General features: G+C 45.6%; 21 protein-coding genes and 1 tRNA gene. 18 read left to right on the forward strand and 4 right to left on the reverse strand.

Annotated features, from left to right (window positions below; genetic code table 11):
- Nucleotides 1-5 precede the first annotated feature (5 nt).
- The 11 genes from purR to QWY16_RS00295 all read left to right on the forward strand — a co-directional run bounded on the left by purR (nucleotide 6) and on the right by QWY16_RS00295 (nucleotide 12740).
- Entirely contained in the window at nucleotides 6-833 is an 828-nt protein-coding gene (gene purR, locus QWY16_RS00245) for a pur operon repressor (RefSeq protein WP_300990894.1), read from the forward strand.
- Nucleotide 834: 1 nt separating this feature from the next.
- Entirely contained in the window at nucleotides 835-1212 is a 378-nt protein-coding gene (locus tag QWY16_RS00250; protein ID WP_300990895.1) for a RidA family protein, read from the forward strand.
- Between the two features lie 269 nt (nucleotides 1213-1481).
- Complete coding sequence (spoVG, locus tag QWY16_RS00255) at nucleotides 1482-1766, forward strand: septation regulator SpoVG (protein WP_300990896.1); 285 nt, start codon at nucleotides 1482-1484, stop codon at nucleotides 1764-1766.
- Nucleotides 1767-1960: 194 nt separating this feature from the next.
- A complete protein-coding gene (gene glmU, locus QWY16_RS00260; protein WP_300990897.1) occupies nucleotides 1961-3334 on the forward strand; it encodes a bifunctional UDP-N-acetylglucosamine diphosphorylase/glucosamine-1-phosphate N-acetyltransferase GlmU in 1374 nt (457 codons plus the stop codon).
- Between the two features lie 51 nt (nucleotides 3335-3385).
- Nucleotides 3386-4321 (forward strand): ribose-phosphate diphosphokinase, encoded by a 936-nt coding sequence (locus tag QWY16_RS00265; protein ID WP_300993206.1) that lies wholly within the window; start codon nucleotides 3386-3388, stop codon nucleotides 4319-4321.
- Between the two features lie 92 nt (nucleotides 4322-4413).
- The gene (locus tag QWY16_RS00270; RefSeq protein ID WP_300990898.1) at nucleotides 4414-5061 is read left to right on the forward strand and encodes a 50S ribosomal protein L25/general stress protein Ctc; all 648 of its coding nucleotides are present in this window, start codon (nucleotides 4414-4416) and stop codon (nucleotides 5059-5061) included.
- Nucleotides 5062-5164: 103 nt separating this feature from the next.
- A complete protein-coding gene (gene pth, locus QWY16_RS00275) occupies nucleotides 5165-5728 on the forward strand; it encodes an aminoacyl-tRNA hydrolase (RefSeq protein WP_300990899.1) in 564 nt (187 codons plus the stop codon).
- Nucleotides 5729-5823: 95 nt separating this feature from the next.
- On the forward strand, nucleotides 5824-9357 hold the full coding sequence (gene mfd, locus QWY16_RS00280) for a transcription-repair coupling factor (RefSeq protein ID WP_300990900.1): 3534 nt from the start codon (nucleotides 5824-5826) through the stop codon (nucleotides 9355-9357).
- A 27-nt stretch (nucleotides 9358-9384) separates the two neighbouring features.
- The gene (locus QWY16_RS00285) at nucleotides 9385-10980 is read left to right on the forward strand and encodes a putative polysaccharide biosynthesis protein (RefSeq protein ID WP_300990901.1); all 1596 of its coding nucleotides are present in this window, start codon (nucleotides 9385-9387) and stop codon (nucleotides 10978-10980) included.
- Between the two features lie 2 nt (nucleotides 10981-10982).
- Nucleotides 10983-12446, forward strand: coding sequence for a bifunctional methyltransferase/pyrophosphohydrolase YabN (yabN, locus tag QWY16_RS00290; RefSeq protein WP_300990902.1), 1464 nt, complete (start codon nucleotides 10983-10985; stop codon nucleotides 12444-12446).
- A 3-nt stretch (nucleotides 12447-12449) separates the two neighbouring features.
- Nucleotides 12450-12740, forward strand: a complete 291-nt coding sequence (locus QWY16_RS00295) for an RNA-binding S4 domain-containing protein (protein ID WP_300990903.1) — start codon at nucleotides 12450-12452, stop codon at nucleotides 12738-12740.
- 65 nt (nucleotides 12741-12805) lie between these two features.
- Here the strand turns inward: QWY16_RS00295 and argF are convergent, their stop codons facing one another.
- The 3 genes from argF to QWY16_RS00310 are packed head-to-tail and all read right to left on the reverse strand — an operon-like array spanning nucleotide 12806 to nucleotide 17911.
- Entirely contained in the window at nucleotides 12806-13756 is a 951-nt protein-coding gene (gene argF / locus QWY16_RS00300; RefSeq protein WP_300990904.1) for an ornithine carbamoyltransferase, read from the reverse strand.
- Nucleotides 13753-16848 carry a carbamoyl-phosphate synthase (glutamine-hydrolyzing) large subunit gene (carB, locus tag QWY16_RS00305; RefSeq protein ID WP_300990905.1) on the reverse strand — a complete coding sequence of 1032 codons (3096 nt, stop codon included), beginning with the start codon at nucleotides 16846-16848 and terminating at the stop codon, nucleotides 13753-13755. The genes argF and carB overlap by 4 nt, the downstream gene beginning before the upstream one ends.
- Nucleotides 16841-17911 (reverse strand): carbamoyl phosphate synthase small subunit, encoded by a 1071-nt coding sequence (locus tag QWY16_RS00310; protein ID WP_300990906.1) that lies wholly within the window; start codon nucleotides 17909-17911, stop codon nucleotides 16841-16843. Before QWY16_RS00310 ends, carB begins: the two co-directional genes overlap by 8 nt.
- 299 nt (nucleotides 17912-18210) lie before the next feature.
- Here QWY16_RS00310 and QWY16_RS00315 point away from each other — a divergent pair, with 299 nt between their 5' ends.
- Both QWY16_RS00315 and QWY16_RS00320 read left to right on the forward strand, forming a co-directional pair.
- A complete protein-coding gene (locus QWY16_RS00315; protein WP_300990907.1) occupies nucleotides 18211-18633 on the forward strand; it encodes an FtsB family cell division protein in 423 nt (140 codons plus the stop codon).
- Between the two features lie 113 nt (nucleotides 18634-18746).
- Nucleotides 18747-19178, forward strand: a complete 432-nt coding sequence (locus QWY16_RS00320; RefSeq protein ID WP_300990908.1) for a S1 domain-containing RNA-binding protein — start codon at nucleotides 18747-18749, stop codon at nucleotides 19176-19178.
- Between the two features lie 375 nt (nucleotides 19179-19553).
- On the opposite strand, the gene QWY16_RS00325 is transcribed toward QWY16_RS00320, so the two are convergent.
- Nucleotides 19554-19627: transfer RNA gene (locus QWY16_RS00325), tRNA-Met, on the reverse strand.
- Between the two features lie 203 nt (nucleotides 19628-19830).
- Between QWY16_RS00325 and tilS the strand changes: the two genes are divergently transcribed.
- The 5 genes from tilS (at nucleotide 19831) to hslO (ending at nucleotide 25781) form a co-directional block, all read left to right on the forward strand.
- On the forward strand, nucleotides 19831-21222 hold the full coding sequence (tilS, locus tag QWY16_RS00330; protein ID WP_300990909.1) for a tRNA lysidine(34) synthetase TilS: 1392 nt from the start codon (nucleotides 19831-19833) through the stop codon (nucleotides 21220-21222).
- 31 nt (nucleotides 21223-21253) lie between these two features.
- Nucleotides 21254-21805, forward strand: coding sequence for a hypoxanthine phosphoribosyltransferase (hpt, locus tag QWY16_RS00335; RefSeq protein ID WP_300990910.1), 552 nt, complete (start codon nucleotides 21254-21256; stop codon nucleotides 21803-21805).
- Nucleotides 21806-21925: 120 nt separating this feature from the next.
- Entirely contained in the window at nucleotides 21926-23935 is a 2010-nt protein-coding gene (gene ftsH / locus QWY16_RS00340; protein ID WP_300990911.1) for an ATP-dependent zinc metalloprotease FtsH, read from the forward strand.
- 179 nt (nucleotides 23936-24114) lie between these two features.
- A complete protein-coding gene (locus tag QWY16_RS00345) occupies nucleotides 24115-24882 on the forward strand; it encodes a type III pantothenate kinase (protein ID WP_300990912.1) in 768 nt (255 codons plus the stop codon).
- A gap of 17 nt (nucleotides 24883-24899) precedes the next feature.
- Entirely contained in the window at nucleotides 24900-25781 is an 882-nt protein-coding gene (gene hslO / locus QWY16_RS00350) for an Hsp33 family molecular chaperone HslO (protein WP_300993208.1), read from the forward strand.
- Nucleotides 25782-25884: the final 103 nt, after the last annotated feature.

Consider the following 25884-nt stretch of genomic DNA (forward strand, 5'->3'; position numbering starts at 1 on the left):
GTAAGATGAAGTGGAAGCGCAGTGAACGGTTAGTTGATATGACACATTATCTTTTGGACCATCCACATAAACTGATTCCCCTTACATATTTTTCAGATCTCTATGAATCGGCCAAGTCTTCAATCAGTGAAGACTTAGGAATTGTCAAAGAGACGTTTGAAGAAAAAGGGATTGGGTTATTGATGACCGTACCGGGAGCGGCCGGCGGCGTGAAGTATATACCGAAACTTCACCAACAAGAAATCAAAGGCATTATGGCTGAACTAATAAAAGAGTTAAGCCAATCAGACCGGCTTTTGCCGGGCGGATACTTGTACATGACGGACGTCCTGGGCAATCCTGATATCATGAACCGGATCGGCAAGGTTTTTGCTACCGCTTTTGCGGATAAAAAAATTGATGTTATCATGACTGTCGCCACCAAAGGGATTCCGATTGCCCATGCCATTGCCCGCCATCTCAATGTTCCAGTCGTCATTGTCCGAAGAGACAGCAAAGTGACGGAAGGCTCGACTGTGAGCATCAACTACGTTTCCGGTTCTTCGCGCCGCATTCAGACCATGGTGCTGTCTAAGCGCAGCATGAAGAGTGGTCAGCGGGTATTAATTACCGATGACTTCATGAAAGTCGGCGGCACGATGAACGGCATGAAAAATTTACTCGAAGAATTCGAATGCACACTTGCAGGAGTAGCCGTGTTGGTAGAAGCGGAGCATTCCGACGAGCGCCTCGTTGAAAAATACTTGTCACTTGTCAAATTGCATGAAGTCAGCGAAAAAGAGCGGACCATTGCGTTGGAAGAAGGAAACTACTTTACTAATGGAGGGTTTTAACATGAAATTTGTAGCAACAGACAAAGCAGCAGCAGCTATCGGACCGTATTCACAAGGTGTTATTTTTGGGGAATTGTTTTACAGTTCAGGGCAGATTCCGTTGACGCCGTCAGGAGAGATGGTTGAAGGCTCAATCGTTGATCAGGCGCACCAGGTCTTCGCGAATCTCAAAGCCATTCTGGCCGAAGCAGGTTCTTCTTTGGAAAGCGTCATTAAAACAACCGTGTTCATTAAAGACATGAACGATTTTGCAGCACTGAACGAAGTCTATGCTTCTTACTTCGGTGATCATAAGCCGGCTCGTTCTACCGTAGAAGTGGCTCGTCTGCCGAAAGATGCAAAAGTGGAAATTGAAGTTATTGCAAAAATCACAGAGTAAACCAAACCATCCTTCGGGGTGGTTTTTTATTTTATATGTTGACTTAATTAGCTTCACTTGTTGCTATTTCGCAAAACAGCTCCGCTTGCCGCGGAAGAGAGCCATGCCCAAAACGGTATTAAAAGTCGATTCCTTTAATTCTTTTTATATAAAAGCCATTAAGTAAATTTTCTAATAAATTATGTAATTTATGAAGGAGATTAGGCCCCTGCGGCGAATTACATATATTAGCAACATAAAAAGCATCTAAGAGGAAAGGTGGTGACACAATGGAAGTAACTGACGTAAGGCTTCGGCGTGTACAAACAGATGGCCGGATGCGGGCAATCGCTTCCATCACACTGGACAACGAGTTTGTTGTGCATGATATCCGGGTGATTGACGGCAATGAGGGATTATTCGTCGCTATGCCAAGCAAGCGGACACCTGATGGAGAATTCAGGGACATTGCGCATCCAATCAATTCGGGCACACGCAACAAGCTTCAAGAAGCTATTTTGACTGCATATCACCAAAGCGAAAATGACCCGGTCTTTGAAGAAGCTGGAGTTTAAACGCGCCACCTCACGAGCCTTCTATTATAGATAGGGCTCTTTTTTTTATGGCCAATTGATAATGTCATGGTATTGTCATGCTCGGAAACCTTGAATAATCAAGGTTTTTCGGATATAGTCAATAAGGAAAAGCTAAAATATCCATTACTATAATGAAATAGATAACAGACGAATCGATTGGAGGACCGGATGACATGACGAATACATACGCAGTAGTATTAGCCGCCGGACAAGGGACGCGAATGAAGTCTAAACTTTATAAAGTGCTTCACCCTGTTTGCGGCATGCCGATGGTTGAACACGTCACCAATAACGTAGCACAGCTGGGCGTTGAAAAAATTGTGACGATTGTTGGCCACGGTGCTGAAAAAGTGCAAGAACAACTTGGATCGAAAAGCGAGTATGCGCTTCAGGAAGAGCAATTGGGAACGGCGCACGCGGTACAGCAAGCTGCTTCATTGATTGAAGGGCTGCCTGGCACGACATTAGTGGTGTGCGGGGATACTCCTTTGATCCGCCCTGAAACGATGGAGGCTTTGCTTAGCCACCATGCAGAAACAAACGCAAAAGCCACTATTTTGACAGCTATTGCGGATAATCCAGCAGGTTACGGGCGGATTTTGCGCGATGAAGCTGGAAGCGTCTCAAAAATCGTTGAACAGAAAGATGCTTCTGCCGAAGAGCAAAAAGTGAAAGAGATCAACACAGGCACTTACTGTTTTGACAACCAGGCACTATTCGAAGCGTTAAAATTGGTTTCGAACAATAATGCTCAAGGCGAGTATTATTTGCCGGATGTCATTGAAATTCTGCAAAAGCAGGGAGAAACAGTGGCTGCCTATGCCACAGACAGTTTTGATGAAACGCTGGGCGTCAATGACCGTGTAGCTTTAAGTGAAGCGGAACGCATCATGCGCGCACGCATCGCGAAAAAACACATGCGTGCCGGTGTTACCATTATCGATCCAGCTACAGCTTATATCAGTGCCGAAGCAGAGATCGGCGCAGATACAGTTCTTCAGCCAAATGTAATTATCGAAGGAAACACTAAAATTGGAGAAGACTGCCTCGTTTCTTCAAATAGCCATATTGAAAACAGTATCATCGGCGACCGGACGGTTATCCGTTCATCGCATGTTTACGACAGCACGGTCGGAAATGATACAGCAGTAGGACCTTTCGCGCATCTGCGCCCGCAGTCGCAATTAGGCGATGAAGTGAAAATCGGCAATTTTGTTGAAGTGAAAAAATCGGCGCTTGGAAATGGCAGTAAAGTTTCGCATTTAAGCTATATCGGAGATGCAAATGTTGGCACAAACGTCAATATCGGCTGTGGCACCATAACTGTCAATTACGATGGCAAGAACAAGTTTCTCACTACGATTGAAGATGACTCGTTTATCGGGTGTAATTCAAACCTGATTGCCCCTGTTACTATTGGTAAAGGCTCATACGTAGCCGCAGGATCTACCATTTCTAAAAATGTGCCGAGCGATGCTTTAGCGATTGCACGCGCACGTCAAGAAAACAAAGAAGGCTATGTAAACAAATTAAATTCAAGAAAATAATAGGAGGCTACACACGAAATGAGTTATCAAATTGATGCAGCAACCACTAAGATGAAAATTTTTGCATTAAATTCAAACCCGGAACTGGCGGAAGAAATTGCCAAGCACGTCGGTTTACCGCTTGGAAAAAGTTCAGTTACCCACTTCAGTGATGGTGAAATCCAGATTAATATTGAAGAAAGTATCCGTGGCTGTGACGTTTTTATCGTGCAATCAACTTCCGAGCCGGTCAATGAGAATTTGATGGAACTGCTGATCATGATTGATGCAGTAAAACGTGCCTCTGCCCGTACTGTGAACGTTGTAATGCCTTATTACGGCTATGCCCGCCAAGACCGCAAAGCGCGTTCACGTGAACCAATCACAGCTAAATTGGTAGCAAACCTTCTGGAAACAGCAGGAGCAACACGTGTCATCGCACTGGACCTGCATGCGCCTCAAATCCAAGGGTTCTTTGATATTTTGATTGATCACTTGCTGGCAGTGCCTCTTCTGTCGGATTATTTCTTGAATGACAGCGGCATCGATTTGGATAACGTCATTATCGTTTCACCGGATCACGGCGGTGTAACACGTGCACGTAAAATGGCAGACCGTTTGAAAGCGCCGATCGCTATTATTGATAAGCGCCGTCCACGTCCGAACGTAGCAGAAGTCATGAATATTGTCGGGAACGTGGAAGGAAAAACGGCTATCATCATCGATGACATCATCGATACAGCCGGCACCATTACCATTGCAGCCAGTGCGCTGGTTAAGAGCGGAGCAAAAGAAGTGTATGCTTGCTGTACACATCCTGTGCTTTCAGGCCCTGCAGTCGGACGGATCAACGAGTCTGTCATCAAAGAATTGATTGTGACAAATTCAATCGCGTTGCCGGAAGAAAAGAAAACTGCGAAGATCAAACAGCTTTCTGTTGCAAAATTAATGGCGGAAACAATTGTCCGCGTACATGAACAAAAATCAGTCAGCACGCTGTTTGATTGATCTGAATAAATACTTAAAATTCCTTTAGGTTTGTTTTTCCTGGAGTAGGGTAAATACTTGTTATGGACAATTATACTGGAGGATGAGAATATATGACGTCAAAAATATCGGTACAAAAAAGAGACAGCGCTACACCTCACTCTGCATTAACGGAACTACGCAATAAAGGAATCGTACCTGGAGTCGTTTACGGCTATCAGACAGAAACTATTCCTGTATCAGTTTCAGAAATTGATTTGATTAAAACATTGCGCGAATCTGGACGCAACGGGGTCATTAACCTTGAAGTAGAAGGAAAAACACTGAATGTCGTATTAAGTGATTTCCAACGCGATGCGTTAAAAGGCAGTTTCAAACATGTAGACTTTTTGGCAGTCAATATGTCAGATGAGCTTGAAATTTCCGTAGCTGTTCATGTAATCGGTGAATCTCCGGGAGAAAAAGAAGGCGGAGTCGTTAACCAGCCGAATCGTGAAGTCTTGATTAAAGTTAAACCTGCTGATATTCCCGATGCGCTTGAAGTGGATATATCCAATCTTGCCATTGGTGACCACTTGACAGTCGGCGACATTCGCGGAACTGTTTCTTATGAAATTTTGGATGAAGATGATTTTATCCTTGTATCCGTAACCGCTCCTCGTACGCAGGATGAATTGGATGAGCTTGAAGCACCGACCGGTGAAGGCGCTCAACCAGAAGTAATCGGCGGCGAGCCAGCGAATGACCAGAAGAAGGATTAAGTTAGCAAAATAAAGGGGCTGTCTCAGGACAGCCCCTATTTTTCTGTTTTCATGTACCAATATGGTAAAATAAAAAGCAGCGAAAAAGTAAAGGAAGATTCTTATGAAACTGATTATCGGCTTGGGGAATCCTGGCAAAACCTATGAGCAGACACGGCATAATATCGGCTTTAAAGTGATTGATTACCTGGCTTCTAAGTGGAATGCGCCTTTGACGCAAAACAAGTTTAAAGGCATGTATTCCATCATCCACCGCCCTGAAGGAAAAGTGATGCTGTTAAAACCGCTCACTTATATGAATTTATCGGGTGAAAGTGTCGGGGCTTTAATGGACTATTACGATATAGACATCCACGATATTGTCGTCATCTATGATGACTTGGATTTGCCGACTGGCCAGCTGCGGCTCCGCCAAAAAGGCAGTGCGGGAGGCCATAATGGCATTAAGTCACTGATCCAGCATTTAGGGACTCAGCAATTCAACCGCATCCGCATTGGCATCAGCCGCCCTCCTGCAGGCATGAAAGTGCCGGATTACGTGCTGTCGCGCTTTTCGGAAAGTGAAATTCCGGAAGTTGCAGAAGCGGTCAAACAAAGTGCGGAAGCATGTGAGTTATGGCTGTCGAAACCGTATCTGGAAGTAATGAATAATTTTAATGGATCATAAACTTGCTTTGGCGCTGAGGGCGTTCAGGGCTTTTTTCTGTTTCTTGTATGATAAATAATGACACCACCTTATTTAATTTGAAGGGAGGAATCTTAATGGAACAGATTTTGCAGACGTTTTCAGAGGATTCCCATATACAGAAATTCATAGCGGATTTGAAAAAAGGCCGTGACCATCAGTTGATTTCCGGACTTACTGGCAGTGCGCGGCCGGTTTTTTATCAAACTGTCTGGTCCGATTCCCGGTCGCCATTATTGGTTGTAACGCCTAATCTATTGAATGCACAGCGCATCTATGATGATTTGGTCAAACTGATGGGAGAAGAGCTCGTTCATCTTTATCCGGCGGATGAGCTGATAGCGGCAGATGTTTCGTTTTCAGGGCCAGAACTAAGAGCTCACCGCATCGATACGCTCAATCATATGTACAGTGTCGGAAAAGGAATTTACATCACGCCAGTCGCAGGTATGCGAAAATTGATGCCTACTCAAGACCAATGGGAGTTATCAACGCTGCGGGTAGCAGAAGGTGAAGAAATTGATACTCAGCAATGGCTGTCGAAATTAGTGGCGATGGGCTATTCCCGTACGCCGATGGTAACAACGCCGGGCGAATTTGCCTTGCGCGGCGGTATCCTTGATATTTATCCGCTAAATTTTGAGCATCCGGCACGTATTGAGCTTTTTGATACCGAAGTGGATTCAATTCGTCTTTTTTCAGCGGAAGATCAGCGCTCTCTCGAAAAAATGAAGTCGCTATGCATTTTGCCGGCAACTGAATTGGTGCTATCGAGAGAGCAAAAGCTGGATTTAGCTGACGAGCTGGAAGAGCAGCTGGCGGCTTCTTTGAAGAAAATCAAAGCGGAAGATACAAAAGAAGCGTTGCTGCAGCATATTCAGCATGACATCGATATGCTGCGACAAGGCAATATGCCGGACCAAGTGGCTAAGTATGCGGCGCTGGTCGAATCCCAATCCGCTTTTTTAGGTGATTATTTCCCGGCCGAGGGCATTGTTCTGTTTGATGAGCTCGGACGGATTCAGGAAATGACTGAAACGCTGGAACGTGAAGAAGGCGACTGGATCGTCTCACTTCTGGAAGAAGGAAAATTTCTTCAAGGGGTCCGGTTGTCTTATGCTTTTCGGGAAGTGCTTGCTAAAACCAAGCAAAAGATGGCATTTCTGTCGCTATTCGTCCGGACTTTTCCAATAGTCCAAATTAAGAACTCCATTACTTTTTCATGCAGGCCTATGCAATCTTTCCATGGCCAGATGAATTTATTGAAAGCGGAAGTGGAACGCTGGGAACAAGGGAAGTTCCAGGTGTTTATCGTAGCGGAAGGTGAAGAGCGGCTGCGAAAAGTCCGTTCGGTGCTGGAAGACTATAACATGGAAGCAGAAATCATTACTTCATCCACTCAGCCCCAAGGCGGCAACATGTATTTGATTGATGGCGATTTGTCTGCTGGTTTTGAAATGCCGCTGCAGCGCTTGGCCATTATTACCGACGGTGAATTGTTCCAAAAGCAGGCGAAGAAAAAGACGCGTCCGCAAAAATTGACCAACGCCGAGCGGATCAAAAGTTATTCGGAAATCAAACCGGGGGATTATGTGGTCCATATCCACCACGGAATCGGGCGGTATATCGGAATCGAGACACTGGAAATCGGCGGAGTCCACAAGGATTATCTGCACATCGTCTATAAAGCAGATGATAAATTGTTCGTGCCGGTCGACCAGATTGATCTCATCCAAAAATACATTGCCTCAGAAGAAAAAGAGCCGAAGCTGCATAAAATGGGCGGCGCGGAATGGAAAAAGACACACAGGAAAGTTTCAGCTGCCGTTCAGGACATAGCGGATGATCTCATTAAACTTTATGCCGAACGCGAAGCATTAAAAGGTTATGCATTTTCTGAAGAACAAGACATGCAGCGGCAGTTTGAAGCCGAATTTCCATATGAAGAAACCGTCGATCAGCTGCGCTCGATCAATGAAGTAAAGCGGGATATGGAAAAAGAACGGCCGATGGACCGCTTGATTTGCGGAGACGTAGGTTATGGCAAGACGGAAGTGGCAATTCGCGCTGCCTTTAAAGCGGTGCTCGATGGCAAGCAAGTAGCATTTTTGGTGCCGACGACGATCCTTGCACAGCAGCATTATGAAACAATGAGTGAACGTTTTAAAGATTACCCGCTAGAAGTCGGCCTCATGAGCCGTTTCCGTTCGAAAAAACAACAGACGGAAACCGTTAAGGGCTTGAAGAACGGTTCAGTTGATGTGGTGATCGGAACACACCGGATTTTATCAAAAGACATGGCTTACAAAGACTTAGGTTTGTTGATCATAGATGAAGAACAGCGTTTTGGCGTTACCCATAAGGAAAAGATCAAACAAATGAAAACAAATGTCGATGTATTGACGCTGACAGCTACTCCAATTCCGCGGACGCTCCATATGTCGATGATTGGAGTCCGCGATTTGTCCGTTATCGAAACACCGCCGGCAAACCGATTCCCGGTGCAAAGCTATGTCATGGAATACAACGGCGCGCTTGTCCGTGAAGCAATTGAACGGGAGATGGCTCGCGGCGGCCAAGTATTTTTCTTGTACAACCGGGTGGATGACATGACCCGTAAAGTAGAAGAAATCCAAGCATTAGTGCCGGAAGCCCGAGTGGGCTATGCCCATGGACAGATGTCGGAGTCGGAACTGGAATCGGTGATTCTTGGTTTCCTTGACGGTGATTACGATGTCTTAGTGACGACGACCATCATTGAAACCGGCATCGATATCCCGAACGTCAATACGCTCATCATCCATAATGCGGACCGCATGGGCTTGTCGCAGCTTTATCAATTGCGTGGGCGCGTTGGCCGTTCAAGCCGAGTGGCCTATGCTTATTTCATGTATCAGCGGGATAAAGTGCTGACAGATGTCGCAGAAAAACGCTTGATGGCTATCAAGGAATTTACTGAACTTGGATCGGGCTTCAAGATTGCCATGCGCGATTTATCGATTCGCGGGGCGGGCAATCTGCTCGGTTCGCAGCAGCATGGCTTTATTGATTCGGTCGGCTTCGACTTGTATTCACAGATGCTTGAACAAGCGATCGAAGAGCGGCGCACCGGCATCAAGAAAGAAGAGATTCCGGAAATTGAAATCTCGCTTAATGTTGATGCTTACATTCCAGACAGCTATATTGGCGATGGTTATCAAAAAATCCAGATGTATAAACGCGTCAAAGGCATTGAAGGTGTGGAAGAAGTGGCAGAACTGCAAGATGAATTGATCGACCGTTTCGGCGATATGCCAATTGAAACCGATCGCTTGCTGCGCATCGCGCGCATGAAAGTATGGGCACGCCAAGTCGGTGTAGAGTCCATCAAACAAAATGGCAAGGTGATTTCCATCCGGTTGTCTGAGAATGGGACATCTGCTGTCAATGGCGGAAAACTGGTGGAAGAATCAGCTGCTTTCGGACGTGCTGTCGGCTTCAGTATATCGGGCCAGCAATTAGTCATGGCCATCGATGAAAACAAAACTGGCAAACACCATCCGTTCGATGTGCTTGAAGGCATGGTGAAACTGCTGCCCGAGTCGCTCCGCGAAGAAAAAACGGTCAGTTAATCTTGAAGAGGGAATGAGTGAAGCCCGTTGAACAACGAAGGAACGATGAAGACATTCATGAAAGGCGCTGTCCTTTTGACGATGGCGGGCTTGATTGTAAAATTGCTCAGCGCCGTCTACCGGGTGCCTTATCAGAATATGGTAGGCGACCAAGGATTTTATATTTACCAGCAAGTCTATCCTTTTATCGGCATTTTCAGTACATGGACATCGTACGGCTTTGCCGTTGCGGTTTCTAAACTGATGGCCGATTCTAAAGAGCGGGATCATGGCTCTATTTTGCAGATTGCTTTCGGTTTTATTGCCGTAATATCCACGTTGTTCTTTCTGGTTCTGTTTTTTGGAGCGGATTTTCTTGCCGGATGGATGGGAGACGGACAGTTGAGCAGTTTATTGCAAGTCGGTGCCTTCGCAGTGCTGCTGATGCCGCCGCTTGCAGTTTTAAAAGGGTTTTTCCAGTCGAATAATGAAATGGCGCCGGTCGCTTATTCCCAGATAACCGAGCAGGGAATCCGGGTGACGATCATTTTGCTCGGCACGTGGATTGTAATCTCCAGCGGTTTTTCACTATATGCGGCAGGACAAATGGCAATGTTTGGGGCTGTTGCCGGTGAAATAGCCGGTGTTATCCTGCTGGTCACCTTTTTCCGCAAACGCCTTTTCAAATTCAATTCACCATCCAAGCTGCGTGTTTGGCCAGTCATTAAAAATATGACGGCCATTTCACTTAGTATCAGCATGAGCTCATTGATTTTGCTTTTTTTCCAACTGGCTGATTCTTTTACCATTTTCCGGCTATTGACAGAAAGCGGAATAGAACGAACTTTAGCGATGGAGCAAAAAGGGGTTTATGACCGTGGCCAGCCACTTGTCCAGTTCGGCATTCTGATCGCCACATCACTCGCTTTGACAATTGTGCCGCTTGTTGCCCATATGTCAAAAAAAGAAAGCGGCCGTTCGGCACAGATGTATGCCGGCCTCGCTTTCCGCATTTCGTTTTTATTTGCTTTCGCAGCGGCAGCCGGCTTGACGTTCGTCATGCCATATGTGAATGAAATGCTGTTTCAGACGCGGGATGAATCACTGACGCTGATTATTTTCAGCTGGCAGATTGTCTGGATGTCGCTGCTTCTGGTCATGACTGCGATGCTGCATGGCTTAGGAAAAGTAAAAGTGCCGGCGCTGCTTTTGACCGGCGGTTTGTTGATTAAAATACTCGGCAATTGGCTATTGGTGCCGATTTGGGATGTGACGGGAGCGGCGGTTGCCGGAAACTTGGGATTGGCTTTTATTGTGATCGGGTTGCTTCAATACTTTAAAAAAGTCTGGCCGATCCGTTTTGCCCCGTCCCGTTATTATGGCTGGATCGCCGTTTCCACTGCTGCTATGGGCATTGTCGTTGCCGGCTGGGCTCTTTTTTCGGACATCGTGCTGTTTGACGGGGCAGCGAGCCGAATTTCGGCTATGCTGACTTCATTGACCGCCGTGCCGCTCGGGGCAGCTGTGTTTTTGCTGCTGATTGCAAAGAGCCGGATCATTACTGAAAAAGAGTGGTATATTATCCCGTTCGGCCGGAAATTGGCCGGCCTCCAGCTAAGAATCAGACAACAGAAAAGAGGGTAAAGATGAATACCATACATGTAATCGGACTGGGTGCAGGAGACTTGGATCAATTGCCGCTCGGCGTTTATAAAAAACTGAAACAAGCAGCTAATTTATATGTACGGACCAACGATCATCCAGTGCTAAAAGAACTGGCAGCAGAAGGTGTGGAGTTCACGTCTTTCGATGCGGTTTACGAAAAACACGATACGTTTGCACCGGTATATGCGGAAATTGCCGATACATTGATGGCACTGGCAAATGAACAATCTGTCATTTACGCCGTGCCGGGACATCCGCTTGTTGCCGAACAGACGGTCCAAAATTTGATCAAAGCTGAAGAGGCTGGATCATGCCAGTTGTCGATTGAAGGCGGACATAGTTTTCTGGACGCCCTATTTGGCGCGCTGCGCATCGATCCGATCGAAGGCTTTCAGCTGCTTGATGGAACTGAAATGAAAAGTGACCATGTCAACATGACCCAGCATATTTTGATCGCCCAAGTATACGATTCCTTCAGCGCTTCTGAAGTAAAGCTGACACTGATGGAAAAATACCCGGAAGATTACCCGGTGACGATTGTCACTGCCGCTGGTTCTGCGGACGAAGTGTTGCGTACAGTTCCGCTTTATGAGCTCGACCGTGCAGCGGAAGTCAATAATTTAACGACGGTTTATGTGCCGCCGGCAAAAGACCAGCTGGACCGTTTAAAGGAATGGCAGACGTTCCGCAGCATCGTGGCTCAGCTGAGAAGCCCTGAAGGCTGTCCTTGGGACCGTGAGCAAACACATGAGTCGCTGCGGCCTTATTTGCTGGAAGAAGCTCATGAGCTTCTCCAGGCGATTGAAGAGCAAGATGACGAAGCGATTGCCGAAGAGCTTGGGGATGTGTTGCTGCAAGTGTTCCTGCATGCACAGATTGGCCAGGATAATGGCTATTTTCAGCTTGAAGATGTCTTGTCGGCCGTGAGTTCAAAAATGATCCGCCGCCATCCGCATGTTTTTGGAGACGTAGAAGTGGATAATGCCGATGAAGTGATGGCAAACTGGCAAGCCATCAAAGCGCAGGAAAAACCGGCAGCCGGGTCAATATTAGATGACCAGGAGCGCTTCAGTTCCTCGCTGATTACATCTTATAACTTCCAGAAGAAAGCTGCGAAGGTTGGTTTCAGCTGGTCGGATGCAGAGGGGGCATGGGCGAAATTCCAAGAGGAGTTGCAGGAGTTTCAAGCGGAATTGGCGAAAGGTTCTACAGACCGCCAATTGGATGAACTCGGCGATTTGCTCTTCACTTTAGTGAATATTGCCCGCTTCTATGAGTTGTCTCCGGAACAAGCGATGGTGCATGCCAACCGCAAATTCCAGCAGCGCTTCCGCCATGTGGAAAAACGCGTCAATGAAGGAACCGGCAATTTCAGCGATTATTCGCTCGAACAGCTTGACCAATTTTGGAATGAAGCCAAAGAAATGGCAAGAAAGGAAGACTGACTTATGCGACTTGATAAATTCTTGAAAGTATCACGATTGATCAAACGCCGGACGCTGGCAAAAGAAGTAGCTGACCAAGGCCGCATCACCGTGAATGGCGGCAAAGCAAAAGCCAGTTCGGTCTTAAAAGAAAACGATGAACTGCAAATTCGTTTTGGCCAAAAAGTGGTAACAGTACGGGTAGACCAATTAAAAGAAAATGCAAAAAAAGAAGAAACCGCCAATATGTATACTATCTTGAAAGAAGAGAAACTGGATAAAGTAGAACCTGAATTTATCGATGACGAATCGTGAGCGTTGATAAAAACAAAAAGCTGTTCCGGAGCCTATGCTCCCGGAACAGCTTTTTCTGTATGGAATTAATTAGCCATAAGTGCAACAAGCAAGGCTTTCTGTGCGTGCAGGCGGTTTTCAGCTTCTTGGAAGACTACAGAATGAGGGCCTTCTAATATGCTGGTTGTCACTTCTTCTTCTCGATGTGCCGGCAAACAATGCATAAAGATGTAATTTTCGTTCGCATGCGCTGCAAGTGCTTCGTTCACTTGGAAGCCTTTAAAATGCTCCATGCGTTCAAGCGCTTCAGCTTCCTGCCCCATACTGGCCCATACATCCGTATAGATGACATCACAGTCTTTCACGGCTTCAACAGGGTCTTCCGTTACGTGAATGTTGGCGCCGGTATGATGAGCGATTTCCTTGGCTAGTGCCACCATTTCAGCTTTCGGTGCATATTTGGCCGGAGCGGCGATGGAAATGTCCATGCCCACTTTAGCCGCCCCGATCATCAGCGAGTTGGCCATATTGTTGGCATCGCCGATATAAGCCATTTTTTTGCCGGCCACTGTTCCAAAATGTTCCTGTATGGTGAGTAAATCAGCAAGCACCTGGCAAGGGTGGAAATCATCGGTCAGGCCGTTAATAACCGGAATGCTGCTATTATCCGCGAGTTCTGCAACAGTCGCTTGATGGAATGTGCGGATCATGATGCCATCCAAATAACCGGACAAAACTTTCGCTGTATCGGCGATACTTTCCCCGCGCCCCATTTGGATATCACGCGTGCTCAAATGCATCGCATGCCCGCCGAGCTGAAGCATGCCCGCTTCAAAGGAAACGCGTGTGCGAGTCGAAGATTTTTCAAAAATCATGCCAAGTACTTTGCCTTCCAATAAAGGCAGGTATTTGTTTTCCGGTTTTTTCAATTCTGCCGCCAAAGACAGCAAATCCAGGATTTCCGAGGAACTGTAATCTTTTAAAGATAAAAGATGCTTTTGAACAAGCTGCGGCGCTATCGGTAAAGCTATTGTCATTTAACAAGCACTCCTTTCGTTGGTCCATGAATGGCCTTGACATGTTCTTGAAAAGCGGCAATGGTTTCTTGGCGAGTCCATACATGAAGCCGGTGGATAGCCGCTTGTGCTGCTTGGATGGAATCCGGGTCCGGTGTCAAATCGATATAAGCTTTTTTATGATCAGTTTTTAACCATTGTTCAAAAGGCAGAGAGGCTTCCGTGCAGAATGTGAAACCATGCTGTTTCCAAAAGGCCTGATCAATGAGCGGCAGCGAAAGCTCTGTTATAAAGACCGTGCCTCCGCCCTGCAAAGCGGCCAGCTGCTGGGAAGCTCCGTCCAAGGCTTTTTGCATGGCGATGACGGAATCCGGGCTTTGGCCGATCACTTCTCCGGTCGACATCATTTCGGGAGACAGGATAGGTGATAAGCCAGGCAATTTGATATGGGAGAACACAGGTGCTTTGACTGTATAATCCGGCTGCCCGTTGTACTGCTCTTCAATTCCCAGCTCATTGAACGGTACGCCGAGCATCAATGCAGTAGCCAGCTGGACAAGCGGGACGTCTGTTGCTTTCGAACTGATTGGCACCGTACGAGAAGCCCGTGGATTGATTTCCATGACAAACAATTGATCTTGCTCATAAACGAATTGGATATTAAATAACCCGGTGTAATCCATATTGCGGGCGATATGCTTGGCGGTATCAGTCAATTTCTCCAATGCATCAGCTGTCAGGGAAACAGGAGGCGTAATGGAAATGCTGTCGCCTGAATGGACGCCCGTACCTTCGATATGCTCAAAAATAGCAGACACCCAGACATTTTCACCGTCCGTTAAAATATCCGCTTCCACTTCTTTGCCGGTAACGAAATGGTCCACCAGCACCGGGAAAGCCATTTTCGTATTCTCCAGCCAGTGCTGCAAATCCTGTTCATTATGCAGCACCGTCATCCCTTTGCCGCCGATTACATAAGAAGGGCGAATGAGTATAGGGTAGCCCAGCAGCTCTGCATAATGCGGAACTTCTTCCGGTTTTGCTGCTGTATAGCTTGGAATAGTCGGAAGGCCGATCGACTCCAAAAAAGAATAAAAACGATCGCGATCTTCCATTTGATCCAGCAGTTCTACCGTTGAGCCAAGAATAGTGATGCCTGCTTGTTCCAACTGGGCCGCCACATTCAACGAAGTCTGGCCGCCGAATTGAACGATCACTTGCGTAATGCCTTCGAAATCCAGCACATTCAAAATATCTTCTGCAGTCAACGGTTCAAAATACAACGCATCGGCAATTTCATAGTCGGTACTGACGGTTTCCGGATTGTTATTGATCATCACAGCTTCGTAGCCGAATTTTTGCAATGCCAATACACTATGGACGCAGCAATAATCAAATTCAATTCCTTGGCCGATGCGGATGGGGCCGGAGCCGATCACTGCCACTTTTTTAGCATTGAGCGCGCGTCCATCAGAAGACCCATTCCAAGTGGAATATAAATAATTCGTTTGTGAACGGAATTCTGCTGCACAAGTATCAATCACGCGATAAGCGGGAAGCAAGCCCCAGCTTTTCCGCTGTCCCCAAACTTCAGAAACCGGAATCGACCAGAGATCAGCCAGCTGCTGATCACTAAAGCCAAGCGTTTTGGCAATCAGCAAGCGTTCTTGAGTCATATCATTCCAAGTCAGTAAATGCAGTTTATGCCATTCATCTACAATGCGTTTCAGCACAAACAGGAAATAAGGAGCAATGGTAGTCATGCTGTGCAGTTCTTTAATGCTTTTGCCTCGGATCAATAACTCGAATAAGACAAACAGCCGGCGGTCATCTGCTTCAATTGCCAGTTTTTCCAATTGGGCTTGCGGCATGCCGGAAAGAGCAGGCAAGCGAAACCCGTCAAGCGGGATATCCAGAGAACGGATGGCTTTTTGGAAAGCCGCTTCCATGCTGCGTTCAATCGCCATCACTTCTCCAGTTGCTTTCATTTGCGTTCCAAGCTTGCGGTTCGCTTTGTGGAACTGATCAAATGGCCAGCGCGGAATTTTCACTACAACATAATCCAAAGCGGGTTCAAAACTTGCAAAAGTGGTGCCAGTCACAGGGTTTTTTAACTCATCGAGCGTATAGCCAAGGGCCAGCTTTGCCGCGATTTTAGCAATCGGATACCCCGTTGCTTTAGAAGCAAGTGCCGAAGAACGGCTGACCCGCGGGTTTACTTCAATCAAATAATACGTTGACGTTTCAGGATGAAGAGCAAATTGCACATTGCAGGCTCCGACAATCCCTAGCGCATTGATAATGTTAATCGAAGCGGTGCGCAGCATATGGTATTCCCGGTCATTCATCGTTTGGCTTGGCGCTACTACGATGGAGTCACCTGTATGAACGCCGACCGGATCCATGTTTTCCATATTGCAGACGGTAATGCATGTGCCGTTCGCATCCCGCATCACTTCATATTCAATTTCCTTATAGCCGGCGATGCTTTTCTCAACCAGGCATTGGTTAATCGGGCTGGCGCTGAGACCTTGCATGACGAGCGACAAATACGCCGCTTCGTCTTGGGCAATGCCGCCTCCGAAGCCGCCCAATGTATAAGCGGGACGAACGATCAGCGGATATCCTGCATGTGCGGCAAATGCCAATGCACTGTCTGTTGAATAAATAATGTCGCTGTCCGGGACCGGTTCACCAAGCTCGTTCATCAATGACCGGAATTGTTCGCGGTCTTCTGCTTGTTTGATTGATTTAATATTGGTGCCGAGGAGCGATACGTTGTATTCCGCTAAAATTCCTGAATCGGACAGAGCCATCGCCAAATTCAAACCGGTCTGGCCGCCAACTGTTGCCAGCAAGCCGTCTGGCCGTTCTTTTTCAATGATGGCTGCAACACTGTCTACAGTGAGTGGTTCAAAATAAACTTTGTCTGAAACGGTTTTGTCCGTCATGATCGTGGCTGGGTTGTTGTTGACCAAAACGACTTGAATGCCTTCTTCTTTTAAAGCAAGGCAAGCTTGCGTGCCGGAATAATCAAATTCAGCTGCTTGGCCGATAACGATGGCCCCTGAGCCGATAACCAGTACTTTTTTAATGTCCTGCTTTTTAGGCATGGATTTTCACCTTCTTTTTCTGTTGGATTACTGTAAGAAACTGATTGAACAATTCAAGGTGCTCGGCAGGTCCTGGGGCTGCCTCTGGATGAAACTGGACCGTCGTGATGGGAAGCGATGGATGCAGGAGTCCTTCAATGCTGCCATCGTTGACGTTTTTGTAAAGAATGGAGAGCGGAGTTTTTTCGATACTCGCACCTTCCACTACATAGCTGTGGTTTTGGGAACTCATGGTGACTTTTTTCGTTTTCAAATTGATGACTGGATGATTGGCTCCCCGGTGTCCGTATGCAAGTTTTGTCGTCTTTGCTCCAAATGCGGAAGCCAATACTTGATGGCCGAGGCAAATGCCAAATGTCGGGTACCGTTCTGCCCAATCGCGGTATGTAGGAAACAAGGGTGCAAGAGCAGCAGGATCACCAGGCCCGTTTGAGAATAATAAGCCGTCTAATTGGAGAGCATCCAAGTTTTCTGTTGATGCCGTATGCGGAATAATGCTCACTTTGCAATTCCGTTTCAGCAGCTCGTCCAAAATAGAAGATTTATATTGAAAATCAACCAAGCCAATATGAATGTCGCCTTCGCCGATTGCTGTTATTGCTTTTTCCGTTGCTTCAGTGGAAAAGAAATTGGTTTTCATCGGCTTCCAGAAAGCGGGGGAAGAATGGCCGGGGCCGATAAACGCCTGCATTGTCCCGAATTCCCGGACTGTTTGGATGACGGACCGTGTATCAATTCCGCTTAAAATAGGAACTTCGTTATCTTCCGCAAATTCCGCCAAGGTCATTGCCCCTTTTTCGACAGGACCGTCGTATAACGCTGCCACCACAATGCCGGCCGCCTGAATTTTGTCTGATTGGACATGGGCTGCTTGAATGCCATATTGGCCAATCAAAGGATACGAAAATACAACAATTTGCCCTTTGTAAGAAGGGTCTGTTAGCACTTCTTCATAGCCGGTCATCCCGGTGAAAAATACAATCTCTCCTTGAACGCCGCTCATGCCGCCGTGCCATTCCCCTTTAAATGATTCTCCGCTCGAAAGTGATAACATACCTGCCATAACTTCACACTCCATTCATTTATGCGTTCAAAATGTATATTTATTAATAGTTTGAAAAGAAAATATTGAATTTAGCTACTGAAAGCTAGATTTTTAAGATAGTAACTCATATTATAAACTGCATAAAAATTAAGTCAATAGTATTTTTATTAATTCTGGTGAATAAAATCACCACGATTCTAAATGACAGAGAGCGAAAGAATGCAAATTGCAGCAAGCCTTATTGGATTTAGGGTTTTCCCCTCAGCATGTTTTCATGTATAATGACAACAAAGTAAGCCGAAGGGGGGAAACAGGTCTTGAATTCGAAGAGAGAAAAACAGGCGGACAATAGTGAAGTCACTTCAATTCGCAATGACTATGTCCGCTCGGTGGAACAGCAGGAAAAACGCCACCAGGCACATAAGGTCCGTTTGTTCAGGAGATTAGCAGTCTTTGGAGTTCTTGTGGCCATGGTGAGCATCTGGGTCGGTACTACTATTTATGCCCAATCACAAACCATTTCAGAAAAAGAACAGCTGCGTGAAGAAGCGCTGGCGGAACTTCAGATAGTCGAAAAAGAGCAAGCGAAGCTGCAAGAACAGATTCTTTTGCTGAATGACAACGAGTATGTCGGAAAGCTGGCACGCAAAGATTATTTCTTGTCTGAGGAAGGCGATATCATTTTCACGGTTCCAGAAGACAAAGAAAAAAGCAAAGAAAACGATGAAGAAAAAGAGTAGTCAGTTGACACTCTTTTTTTGATGGTTATAATAAAAGTGGGAAGAGTCCCGCTATTACAAGCAAATGGCCCAAATTGGAGTCATCTTAATTTTTAAGGAGGAGCATTTTTTTTATGTCGATTGAAGTAGGCAGCAAGTTAGAAGGTAAAGTTACAGGTATTACAAATTTTGGAGCGTTTGTTCAGCTTCCAACTGGTGCAACTGGCCTTGTGCATATTAGTGAAGTCGCCGACAATTATGTCAAAGATATCAACGATCATCTAAAAGTAGGCGAAATGGTTGAAGTGAAAGTGATGAATGTAGAAGCTGATGGCAAAATCGGCCTTTCCATCCGTAAAGCGAAACCTCAGCCGGAAGGCGCACCCCAGCGTCCAGATCGCCCGCAGCGTCCTCGCCCAAGCAGTAACCGTTCATTCGAGCGTGCGCCTAAAGAGAACTTTGAGACAAAAATGGCGAAGTTCCTGAAGGAAAGTGAAGAAAACATGACTTCATTGAAACGTGCAACAGAATCGAAGCGCGGTGGCCGCGGCGCAAGAAGAGGATAACTTGCTAGCTGTTTCAATAGCATAGGAAAATGCTTCAGCACAGCTTAACAATTTAAATTTAGAACGCTTCTCACCTGGGAAGCGTTTTTTTTATAAAATGTTAAGAAAGTGATGATTCTTGAAAAGGAGCAAGTTCTAAACGTGTATTGAGAAGTATGCAAGTTATTCAGCCTCTTTGAACCCACCGATAAAGCCGATTGCAAAAGATCCTAAGACTGAAATTTTTTATGCAGGCATATTCAACATAGCAGCTTCTGATTTTGAAGAAGTGTTGCCTAATGCTTATCACTACAGCCAACTCAATGGATTTTTGCATAAAAAAAAGCAGCATCCTTAAAAAGGATGCTGCTTTTAATACCTATTCATATTCATAAATGGCGGCAGAGGGGATCGAACCCCCGACCTTACGGGTATGAACCGTACGCTCTAGCCAGCTGAGCTACGCCGCCCTTGTTCAAACGAACATTTTAAATCATACTATTGAACTGATAAAGTGTCAATTACAATTTGAAAATAATTTTTAAGAAAGCATATAATTAAAAAGAAATTTTGATCAGCAGAAATTTAATCCGCAAGTTTTTACTTGGAAAATGGGAGCCCAGTTTTCTCTTAAAGCGTGATAACTGCAAGAAAAGCTAAATGAGGTGTGCAAATGAAGACGTTTCACAAGAAAATGATGGAGTATATCAAAAAGCATCGTTTGCTTGTACCGGGTGATCGGGTGCTTGCCGGATGTTCTGGGGGAATCGATTCGCTGGTTCTATTGCATTTCCTCAAAACAAATGAAGACTATCTCGGCGTTTCGGTACACGGGGTCCACGTTAACCACATGCTGCGCGGAGAAGAATCGCGGCAGGACCGCTTATTTACAGAGGGAATTTGCCGGCAATGGAAAATCCCGTGTCATAGCCAGGATATACCCATCCCTGAAATTCTAGTAGCAAGGGGCGGCAATAAACAGCAAGTTTGCAGGGAACAGCGCTATGCTTATTTCGAGGAAGTGATGTGGCAGACTGAAGCTGGAAAATTTGTTACAGCTCATCATGCAGATGACCAGCTGGAAACTATTCTAATGTCGGGCATAAGAGGGACCTTGCAGTTTGGGAGCTTTGGTATTCCGGTGCGCCGATCATTTGGCAAGGGTGAATTGATTCGCCCATTGCTGGCCGTGACACGGGAAGAAATTGAACAATATGCTAAGGAAAACGGCCTCGTGCATAGAGAAGACTCCAGCAACGCAGAAAAAGTTTATACGAGAAACCGTGTTCGTCAAACAATTGTTCCTTTATTAAAAATGGAAAACAATACGGTGTCGGAGCAGTTTGGCGAATTAGCTGAAACAATGCAGCAAGACCAGCAATTTTTAATGGACTTGGCAGGAGAAAAAGTGAAGCAGATAATCCGATTTGAGGAAACCGGCATCAGCTTGTCAGCTAAAAGTTTCAGCCGAGAAGCACTTGCTTTACAAAAAAGAATGGTTCTAATACTATTAAACTATCTATATAATGAACGGCAAGTGGAAATAACAAAACAGTTGGTCGAGCAAGTGCAGGAAATGATGCAAAGTTCAGCCGGCACCGTTTTTTTACATTTGCCGCAAAATTGTATGATAGTTCGCCAATACGACTCTGTTCTTTTAAGCATGAAACCGATTGGTGAAGCCGCTGTAAAAAATGTTTCAATCGTTTCAAATGAATGGTCAAAGGAAATGAACGGTTTTCGATACAAAGCAGTCCCTTTATCCCAAGCTAAACTTGAAAAAAACAGTAGGTTTTGGTATTTTTCTGCATCTGAAAAGATGAAGTTGCTGGTAAGAAACCGCAAGCCGGGAGATCGCATACAGCTGGCGGGTATGGAACGTTCAAAAAAAGTGGCGCGTTTGATGATTGATGAAAAAGTACCTGTCCCTTTAAGAAAGGATTGGCCGGTCATTGCAGCAGAGAATGATGAAGTTTTGTTTCTGCCAGGTTTGCGGCCGTCAAATTTCTTTAGTCGTATAAAACGCGATGAAGATAATTGGGTATTGATAGAACAGAAAGTTTAGATCGCAAAAAGAGGATTATAGGAGGTCCACCATGCTACAGAAAGACATTGAAGAAATATTAATCTCAGAAGAACGCCTGCAAGAGAAAGCACGGGAACTAGGAGCTATATTAACCCGTGATTACCAGGACAAATACCCGTTAGCAATTGGGGTATTGAAAGGCGCTATGCCATTTATGGGAGATTTGATGAAGCGCATGGATAGCTATGTTGAAATGGACTTTATGGATGTTTCAAGCTATGGCAATGCGACAGTTTCTTCAGGAGAAGTAAAAATCATTAAAGATTTAAATGCCAGCGTGGAAGGCCGCGATCTTCTCATTATCGAAGATATTATTGATAGTGGATTGACACTTAGTTATTTAGTGGACCTGTTTAAATACCGTAAAGCGAATTCGATCAAAATCGTTACACTTCTAGACAAGCCTTCTGGTCGAAAAGTAGATTTGAAAGCGGATTATATCGGATTTGAAGTCCCGGATGCATTTGTTGTCGGATATGGCTTGGATTATGCAGAAAAATACCGTAACTTGCCTTATATTGGAATTTTGAAACCGTCGGTGTATAGCGAAGATCAAGAATAGTCAACAGAAGTTCACAAACCGTTAATTCAGCAGGGAAGCTGAGAGCTTTTCGTTGTATGCTGAAATGTTCCTATGTTAGTATTTAGTATAGTTTTGGGAAACTTTGTGAGGAGGCTTGGAATGAATCGAATATTTCGATACACCATATTTTATTTACTGATTTTCCTAGTGATTATCGGGATTTTGGGAACGTTCAATAACAGCGCCCAACCGACTGAAAATATAGGATATGACGAGTTTTTGGGGGCATTGGAAGATGGGACCGTCACTGAAGTGACCATCCAGCCAGATGCTGAGGTTTATGAAGTAACAGGCAAGCTTACCGGCTATGAAGAAGGTGAGTCGTTTGTCACGAATATTCCGATGGAAAACGAAGCGTTGATTGCACGGATTGATGAAGTTGCGGCAAATCAAAGTGTTGAGGTAAATTACCTGAAAGCTCCGCAAACAAGCGGCTGGGTTTCTTTCTTCACGGGGATCATTCCATTCATCATTATCTTCATCCTCTTCTTCTTCTTACTTAACCAATCACAAGGCGGCGGTGGCGGCCGAGTGATGAACTTCGGGAAAAGTAAAGCGAAGCTGTATGACGATCAAAAACATAAAGTCCGCTTCAACGATGTTGCTGGAGCAGACGAAGAGAAACAAGAACTTGTGGAAGTTGTTGATTTCTTAAAAGATCCGCGCAGATTTGCCGACATCGGCGCACGCATTCCAAAAGGGATTTTGCTTGTTGGACCGCCGGGTACTGGTAAAACTTTGCTGGCGCGCGCAGTCGCGGGCGAAGCAGGGGTTCCATTCTTCTCTATCAGTGGTTCGGACTTTGTTGAGATGTTCGTTGGAGTCGGGGCTTCCCGAGTTCGTGATCTTTTCGAAAATGCTAAGAAAAATTCCCCTTGTATTATTTTCATTGATGAAATTGATGCGGTTGGACGTCAGCGTGGAGCTGGCCTTGGCGGCGGACATGATGAACGTGAACAGACATTGAACCAATTGCTTGTTGAAATGGATGGTTTCGGAGCTAACGAAGGCGTCATCATCATTGCAGCAACAAACCGTCCAGATATCTTGGATCCTGCCCTTCTGCGTCCTGGCCGTTTCGACCGTCAGATCACAGTTGGCCGTCCAGATGTTAAAGGTCGCGAAGAAGTATTGAAAGTGCATGCGCGCAACAAGCCGCTTGATCCGACAGTGGACATGAAAGCAATTGCCCAGCGCACACCTGGATTCTCGGGTGCGGATTTGGAAAACTTATTAAACGAAGCGGCCCTTGTGGCAGCTCGACGCAGCAAACTCAAAATCGACATGTCAGATATCGATGAAGCCACAGACCGCGTTATTGCAGGTCCTGCTAAAAAGAATCGTGTCATTTCGAAAAAAGAACGCAATATCGTGGCATTCCACGAAGCGGGTCATACCGTTATAGGCTTAGTGCTGGATGATGCAGAAACTGTGCATAAAGTAACGATTGTTCCACGCGGACAAGCTGGCGGTTATGCAGTGATGCTGCCGAAAGAAGACCGTTACTTTATGACAAAACCTGAATTGCTGGATAAAATCTCTGGCTTGCTTGGCGGACGCGTATCGGAAGACATCATTTTTGGCGAAGTATCAACTGGCGCCCACAATGACTTCCAGCGTGCAACAGCAATTGCCCGCAGCATGGTTACCGAATACGGTATGAGTGACAAGATTGGACCGATTCAGTTTGGTCAGGCACAAGGCGGAAATGTCTTCTTGGGCCGCGACTTTAACTCGGAACAAAACTATTCAGATGCTATTGCGTTCGAAATCGACCAAGAAATCCAACGCATTATCAAAGAACAGTACATTCGTACAAAAGAGATTCTCACTAAAAACAAAGATCTTCTTAACTTGATCGCAACGACATTGCTTGAAGTTGAAACATTGGATGCTGGCCAAATTCTTCACTTGAAAGAGCATGGCACACTTCCTGAACGTTCATACGAAGCGTTGAATGGCGATTTTGAAAAAGAAAGCGTTGATTTGAAGAAGGACGTAACGCCTGATGTAACAGGTGCACCGAACGATCCTTCAGCAGGTGACTTGCCGAAAGAAGGCACCGTTTCTGGACGTGGTTCTGGTCCGATTCAAGAAGAACACAAATAAGTAGTCTTAAAAAGTTGGTTGCCTGTTTCCTTTAGGAAATGGGCAGCTTTTTTTATTGTTCAACTTATTTTTACTGCTTTTCGAAGTGAGTAAGCCGTAAGTGGTCATTACGTTTTTCTTATTTCTTTGGATATATGGTATGATATTTTGGAAAAACCTGAATAAGTGAGGGGCCAATCATGATTTTAGTAATGGATGTCGGAAACACTAATATTATTTTGGGGATTTATGGCCAAGATCGACTTTTGTATCACTGGCGGCTGGAAACGGATCGCCATAAAACTGAAGATGAATTTGGTATGCAGGTTAAGGCGCTGTTAAACGATGCCGATTTAAGCTTTGCCTCGATAAATGGCATTATCATGTCATCAGTTGTTCCGCCCATAATGTATGCATTGGAACAGATGTGCCAAAAATACTTTCATGTAAAACCGTTGATTGTAGGACCGGGAGTTAAAACGGGGCTGAATATCAAATATGAAAATCCCCGCGAAGTGGGGGCAGACCGCATTGTCAATGCAGTCGCTGCAATCCATGAATACGGAGCGCCATTGATCATTGTGGATTTCGGCACAGCGACTACATATTGTTACATCGATGAGCATCGGCAATACATGGGTGGTGCCATTGCTCCTGGAATAAATATTTCGACGGAAGCTTTGTACACCCGGGCCTCAAAGTTGCCGCGAATTGAGATTGCACGGCCTTCTAGTGTTGTGGGGAAAAATACTGTATCCGCTATGCAGTCCGGCATTGTCTATGGTTATGTAGGGCAGGCTGAAGGCATAGTGTCACGCATGAAGGCCCAGAGTAGGCAAAAACCGACAGTCATTGCAACGGGTGGAATGGCTGCATTAATCGCCAATGAATCATCAGTGATTGATAAAGTAGACCCGTTTCTAACTTTAAAAGGACTTTATCTAATTTATAAACGCAATCAAGCGTAAAGAGAGGAACGATGGACGTGGGAGATTATTTAGTGCGAGGACTCGGCTTTAATGGCAGTGTCCGCGCTTTTGCAGTAGATACAACTCAAACTGTAGCCGAAGCGCAAACGCGCCATATAACATGGCCGACTGCTTCTGCAGCATTAGGAAGAGCCATGACTGGCGGCGTTATGATGGGCGCAATGTTAAAAGGGGACAACAAAGTGACTATTAAGGTGGACGGTGGCGGTCCTCTTGGCACCATATTGGTGGACAGCAATGCCGGAGGCGGAGTGCGGGGATACGTTACGAATCCGCATGTTCATTTTGATTTAAATGAAAAAGGCAAGCTGGATGTGCGTCGCGCTGTAGGAACTGAAGGAATGTTTTCGGTTGTTAAAGATTTAGGGCTCCGCGATAACTTCACTGGTCAAACGCCTATCGTCTCAGGTGAAATTGCTGAAGATTTTACGTATTACCTGGCGATTTCTGAACAAGTGCCTTCTTCGGTAGGTCTCGGTGTGCTAGTAGACACAGACAATTCCATTTTGGCTGCCGGCGGTTTTATTGTTCAATTAATGCCGGACACGGATGACGAAACCATTTTGAAAATTGAAGAACGCCTTTCCAATATAGAGCCGGTTTCAAAAATGATTCAGCGCGGCTTGTCGCCTGAAGAAATCCTGGAAGAAGTGCTTGGAAAAGGAAATGTGAAAATTTTAGATACAATGCCGGTGAAATTTGAATGCAATTGCTCGAAAGAACGGTTTGCCAATGGGATTCTTGGATTAGGGCAACAGGAAATTCGGGAAATGATTAAAGAGGATGGGATGGCGGAAGCGCAATGCCATTTCTGTTTGGAAACCTACCGCTATTCTAAAGAGGAGTTAAAATCGTTCATCGATGAACTCCAACAATAATCGCCGGCGTCCCACCCCACCACCGGCAAATGTGGGACGCCCTAAAAGAAAACTTAAATCAGGTCCGCTGCTGTTTCTAATCTTTCTTTTGCTAATTGGAAAC

The sequence above is a fragment of the Planococcus shenhongbingii genome (assembly GCF_030413635.1).
GTDB classification, from domain to species: domain Bacteria; phylum Bacillota; class Bacilli; order Bacillales_A; family Planococcaceae; genus Planococcus; species Planococcus shenhongbingii.